This window comes from Rheinheimera pacifica (genome assembly GCF_900108485.1).
Classification (GTDB): Bacteria; Pseudomonadota; Gammaproteobacteria; order Enterobacterales; family Alteromonadaceae; genus Alishewanella; species Alishewanella pacifica.
This window is the reverse complement of record NZ_FNXF01000017.1, coordinates 39,323-55,194: the sequence shown is the minus strand read 5'-3', so window position 1 is coordinate 55,194 and position 15,872 is coordinate 39,323. Positions and strand designations below refer to the sequence as shown.

The 15,872-nt window shown below is 47.4% G+C and carries 17 protein-coding genes; 9 read left to right on the top strand and 8 right to left on the bottom strand.

Going from position 1 to position 15,872, the window contains the following annotated elements:
- The first annotated feature begins 61 nt into the window (after positions 1 to 61).
- From ilvC to BLW68_RS17410, 3 genes are all read left to right on the top strand, one after another.
- On the top strand, positions 62 to 1,543 hold the full coding sequence (gene ilvC, locus BLW68_RS17425; protein WP_092796099.1) for a ketol-acid reductoisomerase: 1,482 nt from the start codon (positions 62 to 64) through the stop codon (positions 1,541 to 1,543).
- Between the two features lie 183 nt (positions 1,544 to 1,726).
- A complete protein-coding gene (locus tag BLW68_RS17420; RefSeq protein ID WP_092796097.1) occupies positions 1,727 to 2,158 on the top strand; it encodes a methylglyoxal synthase in 432 nt (143 codons plus the stop codon).
- A 650-nt stretch (positions 2,159 to 2,808) separates the two neighbouring features.
- The gene (locus BLW68_RS17410; RefSeq protein ID WP_092796093.1) at positions 2,809 to 3,729 is read left to right on the top strand and encodes a Dyp-type peroxidase; all 921 of its coding nucleotides are present in this window, start codon (positions 2,809 to 2,811) and stop codon (positions 3,727 to 3,729) included.
- Here BLW68_RS17410 and argR read toward each other — a convergent pair whose 3' ends face one another.
- Positions 3,730 to 4,203: a transcriptional regulator ArgR gene (argR, locus tag BLW68_RS17405; protein ID WP_092796091.1), complete on the bottom strand. Its 474-nt coding sequence runs from the start codon at positions 4,201 to 4,203 to the stop codon at positions 3,730 to 3,732. It lies immediately after the preceding gene.
- Positions 4,204 to 4,390: 187 nt separating this feature from the next.
- Between argR and mdh the strand changes: the two genes are divergently transcribed.
- Positions 4,391 to 5,329, top strand: coding sequence for a malate dehydrogenase (gene mdh, locus BLW68_RS17400; RefSeq protein WP_092796089.1), 939 nt, complete (start codon positions 4,391 to 4,393; stop codon positions 5,327 to 5,329).
- Positions 5,330 to 5,384: 55 nt separating this feature from the next.
- Here mdh and ispB read toward each other — a convergent pair whose 3' ends face one another.
- Positions 5,385 to 6,356 (bottom strand): octaprenyl diphosphate synthase, encoded by a 972-nt coding sequence (gene ispB, locus BLW68_RS17395; protein ID WP_092796087.1) that lies wholly within the window; start codon positions 6,354 to 6,356, stop codon positions 5,385 to 5,387.
- A 210-nt stretch (positions 6,357 to 6,566) separates the two neighbouring features.
- Here ispB and rplU point away from each other — a divergent pair, with 210 nt between their 5' ends.
- From rplU to BLW68_RS17370, 5 genes are all read left to right on the top strand, one after another.
- On the top strand, positions 6,567 to 6,875 hold the full coding sequence (rplU, locus tag BLW68_RS17390; RefSeq protein WP_068233856.1) for a 50S ribosomal protein L21: 309 nt from the start codon (positions 6,567 to 6,569) through the stop codon (positions 6,873 to 6,875).
- A 15-nt stretch (positions 6,876 to 6,890) separates the two neighbouring features.
- Complete coding sequence (rpmA, locus tag BLW68_RS17385; RefSeq protein WP_068233853.1) at positions 6,891 to 7,148, top strand: 50S ribosomal protein L27; 258 nt, start codon at positions 6,891 to 6,893, stop codon at positions 7,146 to 7,148.
- A gap of 167 nt (positions 7,149 to 7,315) precedes the next feature.
- Positions 7,316 to 8,473 (top strand): Obg family GTPase CgtA, encoded by a 1,158-nt coding sequence (gene cgtA / locus BLW68_RS17380; RefSeq protein WP_092796085.1) that lies wholly within the window; start codon positions 7,316 to 7,318, stop codon positions 8,471 to 8,473.
- A gap of 13 nt (positions 8,474 to 8,486) precedes the next feature.
- Positions 8,487 to 8,975 (top strand): type 3 dihydrofolate reductase, encoded by a 489-nt coding sequence (folA, locus tag BLW68_RS17375; protein ID WP_092796083.1) that lies wholly within the window; start codon positions 8,487 to 8,489, stop codon positions 8,973 to 8,975.
- Between the two features lie 76 nt (positions 8,976 to 9,051).
- The gene (locus BLW68_RS17370; protein WP_092796081.1) at positions 9,052 to 9,432 is read left to right on the top strand and encodes a DUF3718 domain-containing protein; all 381 of its coding nucleotides are present in this window, start codon (positions 9,052 to 9,054) and stop codon (positions 9,430 to 9,432) included.
- Positions 9,433 to 9,493: 61 nt separating this feature from the next.
- On the opposite strand, the gene BLW68_RS17365 is transcribed toward BLW68_RS17370, so the two are convergent.
- The 6 genes from BLW68_RS17365 to surA all read right to left on the bottom strand — a co-directional run bounded on the left by BLW68_RS17365 (position 9,494) and on the right by surA (position 15,861).
- The gene (locus BLW68_RS17365) at positions 9,494 to 11,506 is read right to left on the bottom strand and encodes a methyl-accepting chemotaxis protein (protein ID WP_092796079.1); all 2,013 of its coding nucleotides are present in this window, start codon (positions 11,504 to 11,506) and stop codon (positions 9,494 to 9,496) included.
- Between the two features lie 73 nt (positions 11,507 to 11,579).
- A complete protein-coding gene (locus BLW68_RS17360) occupies positions 11,580 to 12,398 on the bottom strand; it encodes a symmetrical bis(5'-nucleosyl)-tetraphosphatase (protein WP_092796077.1) in 819 nt (272 codons plus the stop codon).
- A complete protein-coding gene (gene apaG / locus BLW68_RS17355; RefSeq protein WP_092796075.1) occupies positions 12,398 to 12,775 on the bottom strand; it encodes a Co2+/Mg2+ efflux protein ApaG in 378 nt (125 codons plus the stop codon). The genes BLW68_RS17360 and apaG overlap by 1 nt, the downstream gene beginning before the upstream one ends.
- A complete protein-coding gene (rsmA, locus tag BLW68_RS17350) occupies positions 12,772 to 13,584 on the bottom strand; it encodes a 16S rRNA (adenine(1518)-N(6)/adenine(1519)-N(6))-dimethyltransferase RsmA (RefSeq protein ID WP_092796073.1) in 813 nt (270 codons plus the stop codon). The genes apaG and rsmA overlap by 4 nt, the downstream gene beginning before the upstream one ends.
- Complete coding sequence (gene pdxA, locus BLW68_RS17345; protein WP_092796071.1) at positions 13,577 to 14,572, bottom strand: 4-hydroxythreonine-4-phosphate dehydrogenase PdxA; 996 nt, start codon at positions 14,570 to 14,572, stop codon at positions 13,577 to 13,579. The genes rsmA and pdxA overlap by 8 nt, the downstream gene beginning before the upstream one ends.
- Complete coding sequence (surA, locus tag BLW68_RS17340) at positions 14,572 to 15,861, bottom strand: peptidylprolyl isomerase SurA (RefSeq protein WP_092796070.1); 1,290 nt, start codon at positions 15,859 to 15,861, stop codon at positions 14,572 to 14,574. The genes pdxA and surA overlap by 1 nt, the downstream gene beginning before the upstream one ends.
- Positions 15,862 to 15,872: the final 11 nt, after the last annotated feature.

The following is a 15,872-nucleotide window of genomic DNA, read 5'->3' as shown; positions in this document are numbered from 1 at the left end:
TGCTCTGCTTATGCTCGCCAAAACTGGCTGGAGCAAACTTCACTAAATTCTGAGATGTAGTATGACAAATTACTTTAATACGCTGAATTTACGTCAGCAGTTGGGCCAGTTAGGCCAATGCCGCTTTATGGATAAATCTGAGTTTGCCAATGGCTGCACACTGCTGCAAGGCTGGAATATTGTTATTGTAGGTTGCGGTGCTCAGGGGTTAAACCAGGGCCTGAATATGCGTGACTCAGGTTTAAATATCAGCTATGCATTGCGCGCTGAGGCCATTGCAGAAAAACGCGCATCGTTCCAAAAGGCCAACAGCAACGGCTTTACCGTTGGTACATACGAAGAGTTAATTCCGACAGCAGATTTGGTATTAAACCTGACGCCGGATAAACAACACAGCAGTGTAGTAGATGCGATTATGCCGCTAATGAAGCAAGGTGCAACTTTAGCTTACTCACACGGTTTTAATATAGTAGAAGAAGGTAAGCAAATCCGGCCTGACATCACTGTAGTGATGGTGGCACCTAAGTGCCCTGGTACGGAAGTGCGGGAAGAATATAAAAGAGGATTTGGGGTGCCGACATTAATTGCGGTACACCCGGAAAATGATCCCAAAGGACAAGGCTTGGAAATTGCCAAAGCATACGCATCGGCAACGGGGGGAGATCGGGCTGGTGTGCTGCAGTCGTCTTTCGTGGCGGAAGTGAAATCCGACCTGATGGGCGAGCAAACCATACTGTGTGGCATGTTACAAACCGGCGCTATTTTAGCATTCGATAAAATGGTCGCCGATGGGTTGGAGGCAGGTTATGCCGCCAAGTTGATTCAGTACGGCTGGGAAACGGTAACCGAAGCGTTAAAACATGGTGGTATCACCAACATGATGGACCGCTTAAGTAACCCGGCGAAAATCAAAACCTTTGATTTAGCCGAACAGCTGAAACAAACACTACGGCCATTATTTGAAAAACACATGGACGATATTATCAGCGGCGAGTTTTCGCGCACCATGATGGCGGACTGGGCCAATGATGATAAAAATCTGCTGACCTGGCGTGAACAAACCCGCAGCAGTGGTTTTGAAAAAGCGCCGGTGTCGGATGAAAAGATTGCCGAGCAGGATTACTTTGACCGTGGCTTGTTGTTAGTAGCGATGGTTAAAGCGGGCGTAGAGCTGGCGTTTGAAACCATGGTAGATGCCGGCATAGTGGCTGAATCGGCGTACTATGAGTCATTACATGAAACACCGTTAATTGCCAATACCATAGCGCGTAAGCGTTTGTATGAGATGAACGTAGTGATTTCAGATACAGCAGAATATGGCAACTACCTGTTTGCCCATGCGGCAGTACCGTTATTGAAAGATATGGTAAATGGCTTAAGCAGTGAATATATCGGTAAAGGTATCAACGGCAGTAATGGCGTGGATAACCTGAAGCTGATAGCGGTAAATGACGCTATCCGCCAGCACCCGGTTGAGACAGTAGGTAAAAAATTACGCGGTTATATGACAGCGATGAAGCGCATAGTGGAGTCAAGCCAGTAACCGGAAGAATGATGTGGTTAAAGGTGCATGGCAGGCCAGAAGCGGCTGTGCTACCTGACCAATAACGATGTTATACGTGGACCTTGGTTGTTTTGCCCTGCTATGCAGGGCTTTTTTTTATCTGATATATTAACCACACTCACGCCTTACGCGTAGCAATGCAGATTAAGGAGCACGATAGATATGAAAACCATAGCACTGGTCGCCCATGACGGTAAAAAGCAGGCATTGCTGCGCTGGGTGACTACGCACAAAGATTTTTTTGCTGATAAGCAGTTGGTTGCAACCGGCACTACCGGTAAGTTAGTGGCTGAAGCGTTGCAACAACCGGTGCAGTGTTTAGCCAGCGGGCCGCTGGGGGGCGATCAGCAAATTGGTGCTATGATCGCTGAGCAGAAAATTGACTGGCTGGTATTTTTCTGGGACCCGCTGTCATCGCAACCCCATGATCCTGATGTAAAAGCACTGATACGCCTGGCTGTGGTATGGAATATACCTGTAGCCTGTAATCAGGCTACAGCAGATTTCATTGTTCACTCTTCGCTTTATCAACAGGATTACCAGCGCGAAGTGCCGGATTTCTCTGTATACCAGCAACGGTTAGACAAACAGTAAGCGGGTAGCCGGCAGAACAAAGTTAAAGCACTGAATAAAAAAAGATAAGTGAGAGGGGTATAGCAGTGCGGAGAGGGAAGAAGGTAGGCCGCAAACTACGCGGCCACCTAAGGTCCTTTTTCGTCATCCATGTCGATACTATCCGTAGTATTTCATCCCTGGCTCCATCCCGGAGTGTCCAAAAGGCATCTTGCCTGGTCCTGTCATCCATAAACATTATCATCCTGATAATGTACTCTCATCCTGAGAGGTCCTGCTTGCTTCCTTGATATTTTCAGCGCCGGTGAAGAATCTGAAAATGCTGTGCTCATCCTGAGCATGTCCTGTCTGCTACCGCTGTGCTATCCTAGCAAGGTACTGCTTCGTGCAATTAACGCTAACATCCTGTCAGCCTGCTTATCCGTTGACGAAGTAAGTATGCGCTTTATTGTGAGAATCTGGCATGGCTTTTTTATAATTTGCGCTATGTAATATTATTGTAAAAGTGTTATTTTTTGTAATTTCGCTTTATTTTTCATAGTGATATAGTTCTTTTGTCTTTCTTCATTCTGTGTGAAATAGCGTTTAAACTTACTCTTTTGTGAGATATATCTCACAAGAATGCCGGCCTGAAAGCGGTTATTGTGGCATGTAGTAAAAAAAGGATTGTTATGGCCAGAGAGCAACTGGGAATTTGTACTGAAGCAAACCTGCATGGTAGTTATTTATTCTTCAACGCCCTGGAGGGGCACGAGCGGGTCCTAAGGCATAAACTTGCCCGTTTACCACAGCTATTTGACCGCTTGGCCGTGCATTTTTCTGAGGCATTATTAACCAGTGTAGTGGCTATCGGCAGTAACTACTGGGATATCCTGTATCCTGATGCCAGACCGGCAGGCCTGAGCCCTTTTCCTGACTTACCCGCTGAAGATATTGATCTTGCGCCTGTGCCGCTGGATCTGTTGATTCAAATTCGCTCTGACCGTCTGGATGTGAATTTTATTGCCGCGCAACAGGTGTTGCAATTGCTACAGGGCCATGCTGAGCTGCAGGAGCATATTCAGGGTTTTCGTTACCTTGATGGCCGCAGCCTCACCGGCTTTATTGATGCACCATGCAATCCAAAGGGCAAAGCCAAGCGTGTGGCAGCCTTGGTTGACCATATACAGCAGCCGGTTTTTGCCGGTGGCAGTTACTTGCATTTACATTGTCTTAATTTTGATTTGAGTAACTGGCAGCAACTGAACACTAAGCAGCAGGAAGACATAATGGGGATGGATAAAGTATCTGGTAAACCCCTTCCCCCGCCACTACAGGCGGCTGATAGCCATTATGCAGTGGTGCAGCCAGATATCGCCCGGGGCATTTTTTTACAGCAAAACATGCCATTTTCACAACCAAAGGTGCAAGGCATGTTGCAATTAACCTATTGTGCAGATGCAGACGTTTTGTTACAACAACTCAAGCGTAGATTAGGGCTGGCAGAACAAAATCAGGGCTACGATCAACTGCTGAATTACAGCCGCTTCGATTTCAGTGCAGCGTTTTTTGTACCTTCTATAAGTTTTCTGGAGCTGGCAGCCAGGCCGTAATCAGGCCAGCTTTCCTTCAAATAACTTAGTTACCGTTTGTAAAATCTCATTAATATTCTGCACTTTATTTGGTGCGATAAAAATGGTGTCGTCACCGGCGATAGTGCCAAGCACACCTTCAGCCTTGCCGATAGAGTCAAGCATACGTGCTATAAGTTGTGCTGCGCCCGGGCTGGTACGGATAATAATCATCACATCATTATGTTCTATGTCCAGTACCAGTTGGCGTAACGGGCTTTTGGTTGTTGGCATACCTAACTCAGGAGGCAGGGTATAAACCATTTCCTGCTTGGCATTGCGGGTACGTACCGCACCATATTTGCTAAGCATACGGGATACCTTTGACTGACTGATATTATCAAAACCGTCATTTTTCAGGGCATCGACAATTTCACTTTGAGAACCAAATTTTTCCATTTTTAACAGCGCTTTAAAAGCCTGAGTTAACACTTCCTGTTTGGCTTGCCTGGTCATATAACACTCTTACCTCTTGTTTCGTGTCGTTATCTTAGCAAAGTTCGTTGCCGCATTCACTTTGTGAAGTAAAGTACACTAAAATTCGCTAAAATGCTTAGACTTTAGGCTTAAGCTATTTGTGTTTTCAACGCGGTTTCAGTATTGTTGGCGCGTTTTCATTCAACCGTTATCAAGGGAGATAATTATGAAAGTTGCCGTATTAGGTGCCGCCGGCGGTATTGGCCAGGCATTATCGTTATTGCTGAAATTAGACTTACCTGCAGGCACAGACTTGGCGTTGTATGATTTAGCGCCGGTAACACCGGGTGTTGCGGTTGATTTAAGCCATATCCCTACCGCTGTTAAAGTAACAGGCTACGGTAAAGAAGACTTACACACCGCACTGGCTGGCGCTGATGTAGTGATGATCCCTGCAGGTATGCCGCGTAAGCCGGGCATGGACCGTTCAGACTTATTTAATATCAACGCAGGTGTGGTTAAAACGCTGGCAGAGGCTATTGTGCAGCAGTGCCCTAAAGCGCTGGTGGGTATTATTACTAACCCGGTAAATACCACTGTGGCTATTGCTGCTGACGTATTCAAAAAAGCCGGCACCTACGATCCGCGCCGCTTGTTTGGTGTAACGACTCTGGACGTGATCCGTGCTGAGACTTTCGTCGGTGAATTAAAAGGTAAGAATCCGACCGAAGTGACTGTACCGGTCATTGGTGGTCATAGCGGTACTACTATTCTGCCTTTATTGTCACAGGTTGCAGGTGTTAGTTTCTCTGATGACGAAGTAGCCTCATTAACGCACCGTATCCAGAATGCCGGTACTGAAGTAGTTGAAGCTAAAGCCGGTGGCGGATCTGCTACGCTATCAATGGGTCAGGCTGCTGCGCGTTTCTGTATTTCCTTAATTAAGGGTTTACAGGGCGAGAAAGTAACTGAATATGCGTACGTTGAAGGTAACGGCGAATATGCCCGTTTCTTTGCTCAGCCAATTACGCTGGGTAAAAATGGCGTAGAGGCATTGCTGCCAATCGGTACTTTAAGTGCTTACGAGCAAAAAGCCATGAATGATATGCTGGGCACGTTAAAAGCCGATATCACTTTAGGCGAAGAGTTTGTAAAGAATAACTAAGTTATTCTCAGCATAAAAAAAGGCGCATCTGCGCCTTTTTCTATGCCCGGCAACCTTAGTGGTTGCGGGACACGGCAATATTGGCTAACGCCAGCAATGCCTGTTTATGTTCTGATTCTGGTACAGCCGCCAGTGCCTGACGCGCTTTCTCTGCTTCCTGCTCTGCCAACTGGCGGGTGTATTCAAAAGCATTGGTTTCATGTAGCGCGGCCATAATAGCCTCAAGATGCGCCATACCATTACCTTCTACTATGGCTTCACGGATCAGTGCTTGCTGGGCAGCAGTACCATGTTTTAAGGCATGGATTAACGGCAGTGTGGGTTTGCCTTCAGCAAGATCGTCGCCAATATTTTTGCCAAGCTCAGAGGCATCAGCCTGATAGTCCAGTACATCATCAATCAGTTGGAAAGCGGTGCCAAGATGCATACCGTACAACTTCATACTGTTCACTATGGCTTCAGGTTGATTAGCAATAATAGCGGCTAATTGGGTGGCGGCTTCAAACAGCTTTGCTGTTTTACAGTAAATAACCTGCATATAGCTTTGTTCTGTAGTGTCGGGGTCATTTACATTCATCAGCTGTAATACTTCACCTTCGGCGATAATATTGGTCGCGTCGGCCAGAATATTCATGATGCGCATATCGTTCAGCGATACCATCATCTGAAACGAGCGGCTGTAAAGGAAGTCACCCACTAATACACTGGCCTGGTTACCAAACACTGCATTGGCGGTTTGCTTGCCCCGGCGTAAAGTGGATTCATCTACCACGTCATCATGTAATAAAGTGGAAGTGTGAATGAATTCTATAATTGCCGCTACAGTGACATGAGCTGTGCCCTGATAATGCAGCGCTTTAGCTGCCAGCACCGCCAACAACGGGCGCAGGCGTTTGCCACCGCTGTTAACGATATAAATGCCTAATTGATTAATCAGGGCGACATCTGAATTTAGCTGAGAAAAAATATGCTGATTAACGGCAGCCATATCGTCAGAGGTTAGCTGCTGGATCTGTTCGAGCGTCATGAAAAACAACTGCTTAAACCATAGAATGTCGCTAATTCTACACTATTGGCTGGGCAGTCCCAAAGCAAAACCGGATCCTTTTGTCAGCAGAGAGATCTTTTTTATATTACTACTTGCGGGGGTAGGGGAAATTGCGTACAATTCGCGCCCTGTGAATTGAATTAACACGCCCCTTAACCAAGCGATGGCGTGCTTTGTACGGAGTTAACTATGTACGCGGTTTTCCAAAGTGGTGGCAAACAGCACCGTGTGACGGAAGGTCAAACTCTACGTCTAGAAAAACTAGATTTAGAAACCGGCGCAACAATCGAATTTACACCGTTGATGGTCGCTAATGGCGAAGATATCAGTATCGGTGCACCTTTAGTAGAAGGTGGTAAAGTAGTAGCGGAAGTGGTCACTCATGGCCGTGGCGATAAGCTTAAAATCGTTAAATTCCGTCGTCGTAAGCATTCACGCAAACAGATGGGCCACCGCCAGTGGTTCACTGAAGTGAAAATTACCAGCATCAGCGCGTAACAGGAGTATCGACACATGGCAAGTAAGAAAGGTGTAGGTAGCACTCGTAACGGTCGCGATTCAGAAGCTAAACGCTTAGGTGTTAAGCGCTTCGGTGGCGAAACGGTTTTAGCTGGTAGCATCATCGTACGTCAGCGTGGCACTAAGTTCCACCCGGGCACTAACGTTGGTATCGGTAAAGACCACACTTTATTCGCTTTAACTGAAGGTAAAGTGAAGTTTGAAGTGAAAGGCGAGTACAACCGCAATTTCGTAAGCATCGTCAGCGAATAAGCTGATAGGCTTCAGAAAAACCCCGCCTAAGTGCGGGGTTTTTTATTAAACAAGGTACAGCAGACTGCATAATGTGATGTTAGCGGCACACTTGTACTTAACCTAAGTTATACTTATCGCCAGTTAGCTGTTAACTGGTTTTAATCTGATTAATCAGGACGCACCCGATGAAGTTTGTAGATGAAGCGATAATTCGAGTTGAAGCCGGCGACGGTGGCAACGGTATTATCAGTTTTTTACGTGAGAAGTTTATATCAAAGGGTGGCCCTAACGGTGGCGACGGCGGCGATGGCGGCGACGTATACCTGGTAGCAGATGAAAACCTGAATACTTTAGTGGATTACCAGTTTGAAAAATTTCATCGCGCTGAACGCGGTGAAAATGGTGGCAGTGTAAATTGTACCGGTAAGCGTGGTGTCGATCTTGAGTTGCGGGTGCCGGTAGGTACGCGCACAGTAGATGTGGATACCGATGAGATCATGGGCGATTTAACCCGTCATGGTCAGCGTTTACGTGTAGCCAAAGGCGGTTGGCATGGTTTAGGTAACGCGCGTTTTGCCACCAGTACTAACAGAGCTCCACGGAAAAAAACCAATGGCACGCCCGGCGAAATTCGTAATTTGCGGCTGGAGTTATTACTACTGGCTGACGTAGGCTTGCTCGGTTTACCTAATGCAGGCAAATCGACGTTAATCCGTGCGGTGTCGGCAGCTAAACCCAAAGTGGCTGATTATCCTTTTACGACCTTAGTACCCAACCTTGGCGTAGTGCGGGTTGAATCTCATCGCTCTTTTGTTATTGCCGATATTCCAGGTTTGATTGAAGGCGCAGCAGAAGGTGCAGGTTTAGGTATTCAGTTTTTAAAACATTTAGAGCGTTGCCGTTTATTATTGCATGTTGTTGATGTGCTACCGGCTGATGGCTCAGATCCTGCTGAAAATGCGGTAACCATCGTGCAGGAACTGGCGAAATACAGCAAAAAGCTGGCAGGCAAACCACGCTGGCTGGTATTTAATAAGCTGGACTTGGTTATGGAAGACGAGCTGGACGAGATCATTGCCAGTGTTACCGCTGCGCTAAACTGGGACGGGCCGGTATTTAAAATTGCTGCGGCTGCCCGCACCAATACGGAGCGCCTGGCGGCCGATATTCTGAATTATATTGAGCTGTTACCGGTAGATAAACCTGCTGAGCTGCTTGCTGATCCGGTTAGCTTTAAATGGGATGATAGCCCGGCAGATATCCAGCCGGTTATTGATGAAGACGACGATGATGATGATTTTGACGACGACGACTATGATGTCGAGGTTATTTATCAGCGTTAAGTAAGGTAAGCTCATGATCATCTCTATGGTGGCAGCGATGGCTGCCAATCGTGTAATAGGCAAAGATAATCAGATGCCCTGGCATTTGCCGGCAGATTTAAAGCATTTTAAAGCAGTGACACTGGGTAAGCCGGTAGTAATGGGCCGCAAGACTTTTGAGTCTATCGGCCGTGTGCTGCCCGGGCGGCGCAATATTGTGGTGAGCCGGCAAACAGTAACAGACCCACGTGGTGCAGAATGGGTGAATAGCTTAGCGAAAGCTTTTGAGCTATTGCATGACCAACCTGAAGTCATGGTCATTGGCGGTGCTGAGATATACCGTCAGTGTCTGCCGTTAGCCCAACGGTTATATCTGACAGAAATATCATTGGAAACAGAAGGTGATGCCTGTTTCCCGGATTATCATGCTGCTGGTAGCTGGGAATTAGCCGAGCAAAGCTTCTTGCCTGCAGACGATAATAATCCATATGATTGTCGCTTTATAACCTTAATACGTAATTAGCTTCTGCTGGCTATATTTGCACCTGCTGCTGCATATTGTTAAGATGCTTCAGGTTGTGTTCAGCAAGGAGTAGTAAATGAGATTATTACCAACGTTGTTTTGCGGTGCTGCTTTAAGTGTTGCCGCACTGGTATCGCCGGTTGCGGTAGCAGATGATCAGTTAGCTGCTTCTATGTGTGATTATGTGGCAGCTGACGATAAGAACCGTCTGAGAAAAGTTCTTAGTGACTATCGTCTGCGTTTACGCAATATTTACGATGGTGTGGTATGTAACGGTGAAAGTCTTATCCGGCACGCTTTTAAAAGCAATGCTGCAGATGTTGGCGAGTTTATTGTTAAACAGTTACCGGGGTCTGCTGTTGGCGCATCAGGTGATATTGCCTGGGCTGAAGCAAACGGCTTTGCGGCCTCACCCTTGCTGGCAGTGCTGAAAAGCCGCGCCGGTGAAGGCGACTAAAATTAGTCTACCAATAAAAAAATCCGCCAGCTGGCGGATTTTTTTATTTCGGGCCGTGAAATCAGACTTTGAACTGCTCTACAGAAACACGTAATTCTTCAGCCAGTCTTGCTACTTCATGGCTGGATTCAGACGTTTGTTCAGCACCTGATGCCGTTTCCTCTGCAATAGAAACAATCGACTCCAACAGCTTGCTGATCTCATGCGACACCTGATTTTGCTCTTTAGCCGCATCAGAGATTTGTGTGCTCATATCATGCGCTAAATGCACAGCATGGGTGATAGAGTCCAGCGCTTTGGTGGCCACCTCAGTTTTTGCCACACAGTTTTCAGCTTGTTTTTTACCTTTGTTCATCGCTTCTACCGCAGCCTGGGCGCCGCTTTGCAGTACCTGGATCATCGCCTGAATTTCCTGGGTAGATGCCTGGGTCTTACTGGCCAGCGAGCGAACTTCGTCTGCTACTACCGCAAAACCACGGCCTTGTTCACCGGCACGGGCCGCTTCAATAGCCGCATTTAATGCCAACAGGTTAGTTTGCTCGGCAATGCCACGTATTACATCCAATATACTGCCGATAGAGGCACTGTCTTTGTGTAATTTGTTGATAACAACTGAGGCCTGCTCCACTTCGTGTGACAACTGGAGAATAATAGCTTTATTTTCCAGAGAGATGCCTTTAACCCGTTCAGCTTCATTGTCAGCGTTCTTAATTTCGGCAACCGCATCATTAGAGCTTTGTAATACGCCTTGCGCTGTGCTGCTCATCTCTGTGGTAGCTGTTGCCGCTTGGGTAACCTGAGACTTTTGCTCACGAATGGCTTGGGTGGTTTGCACCGTAATGGCTGAAGTCTGCTCAGATGCTGCTGCCAATTGAGTAGAGCGGGAGATAATGCCCTGGATCAGCTGTTGCAGGTTAGCAATAACCTTGTTGCAGTTACGGGCCAGCTCACCAAACTCATCTTTGGCGCTGTCATCCAGTTTTTGAGTCATATCACCAGACGCCACTACGCCGAGGATCTGATTTACCTTAGCCAGTGGAATAGAAATGCTGCGCACAGTTACCGTTGCAATAACCACTGAAACAATAATAGAGATCAGCACTACGATAAAAATCAGTGTAATAGCATTAGACACACCGGACGCCGAGTCTTGCTGAATCGTTTCTGCCGCTTTGCTGGCCTGGGTTAATAAGCCAGCAAGGCTGGCCATTGCACTGGCAGTTTGTTGTTCAGCTGAGGCCAACAGTGCTGTTGCATCTGCAGTGCTTTGCAGCCGGCGGGTTTTTAACTCTACAATACTGTTATTACCTGCCAGCAGAGTGTTAATTTGAGCAAATTTTTCTGCCAAATCATCAATCAGGCTTACCTGGCCTGCAGTTTCTGTTTTGATTGTTTCAAATTGATCATTAAGCTCTTTTAACCGGAACGCAATTTCATTGCTGATAGTATTGGCGGTGGTGTCGGATGTAGTACGGTTTAAATCTACCACATTGCTGATTAAGGTGTTTATGCCGGTTTCAATACCGGTTGCGGCCTGATATGAACGCGGAAAGCGGCGCTGGACATCGCGCGTGTCAGTAAAATCCAGAATCAATGATGCTGTATCATCTGCTTGTGTTTCAAGCTCAGCAAGTTTGCTGTCAATGTTGTCACGCAAGGTTAAATTATTTTCCAGTTGCTGGAATAACTGTGTAGTGACAGGGGTAAAATTGCTATAGGCTTCATTTACTGTTTCTGCAGCTCTTTTCAGAGTCGCTTCATTTTGTACTGCGGTGCTCAGGTTTTTTGCTGCCTGGGCATAACGCTGTTGTTCTTCAGAAAACAATTTTCGTAAAGAAGAAACGTCTTGCAAAGAGGTCGCGTAGAACGCCTGCAGGCTTTGTTTGCTCATTACCACAAAACCGCTTTGCATTAGCGCACTTTGTTCAAGAGCGGGTATGGAAACCTGGTTTACTTCTGCTGTTGATGCACTGATATTGTTCAAACTTACATAAGATGTTGTACCTATGATTAACAGGAGTAGCGAAATGATGCCAAACCCACCAATCACCCGTAATGCTACGGTTAACTTCATAATAACTCCCATTTTTTGTTTTTTTATGCAGCCTGATCCAGACAGCAAAGCTTAACAATTCCGGACAACGCCGTTAAATATACAGGTTCCGGGTAATCCCTGCCACACTATAACGTTGTTGTGTATCAATACAATATGCAGTTAACGCATTACCCCAGACACAACCAGTGTCAAGTGCATGAATATTTGCTACCGGACTATAACCATTTAATGCTGCCCAGTGACCAAAGAACAGTTCAGGATGTGTTTTTGTGCGCCAGAATTCATACCAGGGCACCAGTTGTGTTTGATTCCTTGGGTGGCCTTTCTCTTTCAGTTCAAGCGAGCCATCCTGACGGCAAAACCGCATCCGGGTGCAACTGTTAATAGTGAAACGCCAGCGCTGTTCGTCTGATGTTGCCTCGCTGTAGCGTTCGGGCTTGTTGCCGTACATACTGCTTAATAGCGTTAGCGGATCCTTTTGCAGTAGCTGTTGCACTGCGGTAGTGGCAACAATAGCGTCTTCCAGTTGCCATTCCGGTGCCAGGCCGGCATGAACCATCATAAAACGTTGGTCCGGGCTAAAATGCAGCAGCGGTTGCTGACATAACCACTGCACCAGTTCTTCCCGCTGCGGGCTATCCAGTAATGGCTGTAGTTTATCCTGTTGCTTAACGGTGCTCAGGCCATAATGGCAGGCAATAAAGTGCAGATCGTGATTGCCAAGTACTGTAACGGCTTTGTCGCCCAACCCTTTAACAAAAGTAAGGCACTCCAGTGACTGCGGGCCTCTGGCGATCAGATCGCCGCAAAACCAGAGCTGATCCTGTTGCGGGTTGTAATTGACATGTTCAAGCAAACGCTGCAAAGCGTCATAACAGCCTTGCAAATCACCAATAACGTAGGTGGCCATTAGTTAAGAATATTTGGCATAGCCAGACGAAACAGCGGAATAGCGGCGTGAAAGCGTTCCTGCTGCGTGGTTATCATTTCATAGTGGCCTTGCATAGTACCAACCGGAGTTTCCAGTACCGCACCACTGGTATAACGATAACTGCCGCCGGGGGCCAGATGAGGCTGCTCACCGATAACACCTTCACCTTCAACTTCGGTTTGTTTGCCGTTGGCATCGCTGATTAACCAGTAACGCCTTAACAGTTGTATTGGCTCACTACTATGATTGCGGATAGTAATAGTATAAGCGAACACATAACGCTCAGCGGCTGGATCTGATTGCGCAGCAATGTAGTAGGTTTCAACTTCTACCGGCACGTTAAAATGTGATGTCATACTGCTGATTCCTGCTGTTGCAGCCACTGGGCTACACGGACAAAGTCGGCCACTGCAAGTTGTTCTGGCCGTAGGCCGGGATTAAGCCCTAACTGTTCTAATTGCTCCGCGCTGGCAAAGTTACTAAAGCAATTACGAATTGTTTTGCGCCGCTGGTTAAATGCTTCCAGACAAACCCGGTTTAGCACATCAGCGGGTACTGCTGCGCGTTCAGCTACAGCACGGGGCAGTAAGCGTACAACGGCAGAATCGACTTTGGGCGCTGGTTTAAAGGCGCCTGGCCCTACTTCTACTACTGGCATGGCTTCACAGTAGTACTGTGTCATGACGCTTAAACGGCCAAATGCCTTACTACCGTGAATGGCTGTCATACGCTGCACAACTTCTTTTTGCAGCATAAAATGCATGTTTTCAATAAAGTCTGCATATTGAAACAGATGAAATAACAACGGCGTAGAGATGTTATAGGGTAAGTTACCAAAGATTTTCAGTTTCTTACCTTCTTGTACCAAGGCGGTGAAATCAAATTTCATTGCATCGGCCTGGTGTACTGTCAGCTTATCAGCCAGCGTTGGGTGTTGTACCAGACGTTCGGCTAAGTCTCTGTCCAGTTCGATAACGGTCAGGTGACCTGCCGCTTCGGCGACGGGTTCTGTCAGCGCACCCAGACCCGGGCCAATCTCAACCAGCAGATCGTTTGGTTTAGGTGCTATTGCTTTAACAATACGGCCTATTACCTGAGGGTCATGCAGGAAGTTCTGGCCAAAGCGTTTACGGGCGCGGTGGCCTAAATGTACATTATCAGTCATGTAGAGTCGTCGTTTTAGTGGCCAGTGTAATAGCCTGATTAACTGCGTGAAATAAACTGCCGGCATCTGCTTTGCCGGTGCCGGCTAAATCCAGTGCGGTACCGTGATCAACCGAGGTTCGGATTAGGGGCAAACCCAGGCTGATATTCACAGAACGGCCAAAGCCCATATGTTTGAGTACCGGTAAGCCCTGATCATGGTACATCGCCAGCACGGCATCGGCATGATCCAGATATTTGCTCTGAAACAATGTATCTGCCGGTAGCGGTCCAATCAGCTGCATGCCCTGGGCTCGCAGTTCATTCAGGGTGGGGATAATAATATCCAGCTCTTCTCTGCCAAGGTGGCCATCTTCTCCGGCGTGGGGATTCAGGCCACACACGTAAATTCTGGGCGCCGCGATAGCAAATTTTTGCTGTAAATCCTGATGCAGTATCGTCAGAACTTGCAGTAAACGTTCTCTGGTAATGGCTTTTGCCACATAGGCTAACGGAATATGTGTGGTCGCCAGAGCCACGCGCAGGCCTTCTGTTGCCAGCATCATGACCACATAAGGGGTATTGGATTGCAAAGCAAAGAATTCAGTATGGCCGCTAAAAGGAATGCCAGCCTGATTAATAATGCCTTTATGCACCGGGCCGGTCACAATAGCGGCAAATTCACTGTTAATGCATTTCTCGCCGGCGAAGGTCAGTGTATCGACCACATAACGGCCGTTGGCAACATTAAGCGTGCCAGCGAGAACCGGCTCTGCCAGTGCAAAGTCTGCAACTGTCAGTGTGCCGGCCTGTTGTGGTCTGGGTATTGCTGAGGCGTCGTAGGGGATAAGGTTCAGCGCCAGCCCGAGCTGGGCTGCGCGTTCGGTTAACAATGCTGCATTGGCACACACAACCAGTTCTACCGGCCACGCCTGCTGGGCAAGGGTTATAACTAAATCTGGCCCTATGCCTGCCGGTTCACCCGGTGTAATGCCAATTCGCAGTGTCATCAGCCCTCTGACCTTACTTCAATATGAGCATCAGCGCGCAGCTCGCGCAAAAAGTTAGCCGACTCTTCGTTATAGCGGCGGTTGAAAATCATCCGGTATACCTGCTGGCGTTTTTTATCTGCAGTGGCGTCGACTGTGCGTTTTTCCAGTACCTGCGCAATATGCCAGCCGTGTTCGGTTCTGAATGGTTCACTGATTTCATTAACCTGTAAACGGTTTAACGTATCGCGAAATGCCGGTACAAAAATGTCTGGCTCGCTCCAGCCCAGATCGCCGCCGTTTAATTTAGAGCCCGGATCTTCAGAATGTTGTTTGGCCAATTCAGCAAAGTCGGCTTCGCCAGCACGTAGTTTAGCAGCAAACTCAGTCAGCATACTGCGGGCACGATCTTCACTCAGAATAATTGAAGGTTTAATCAGTATATGGCGTGATTTAACTTCGTTAATTTCGGCGACATTCTCACCGCGTATGTCAAAGATAGTCAGAATATGAAAGCCTGCACCAGAGCGCAGCGGGCCAACGATATCGGTCTTTTTGCGGCCACGAATAGCTTCTGAGAATAAAGTAGGCATTTCATTAATATTCATCCAGCCTAAATCACCCCCTTCAAGGGCATTGGAGCCTGATGAGGAAGCAATAGCAATGCGTTTGAAATCACTGCCGCTGCGCAGCAGTTCCATCACTTTGTCGGCCCGCTCTTTAGCGTCGTTAATATCGTCAGATGTGGCCTGACTTGGAATAGAGATCAGGATATGACCTAAATTATACTGCTCGTTGCTAGCGCCTTGCTCTTCCATCAGTTTAAGCAGGCTGTCTACTTCCTGTGGGCTGATATAAACCCGGCGCTGTACGTTGGCTCTGACCACTTCTCCGGTAATCATTTCTTCACGCAAACGCTCGCGAAAGCGCTCGTAGTTACCTTCTTCTGCAATTACCTGCTGGCGAAAAGCATCAAGCGACAGGTTCTCGCTTTGCGCTATGTTTCTAATGGTGTCATCCAGCTGGGCATCGCTTATCTGCAAACCCATGCGCTGCGCCATCTGCAATTGCAGGTTGGTCATGATTAAACGCTCTGATGCCTGGGTGCGTAACGCAGCATCAGACGGTAAGGTTTGGCCCTGACTGGCAGCATTACGTTTTACCCGTTCAACGATATCTGTAATGTCACTTTCCAGCACCACGCTGTTATCAACAATAACAGCTACCCGGTCTATTTCACGCTCAGCAGCAATGCTGCTGCAGCTGAAACCGCATAATAAGGCGGTACAGATAAGTTGTGATAGCTTCATAAATTCCTACA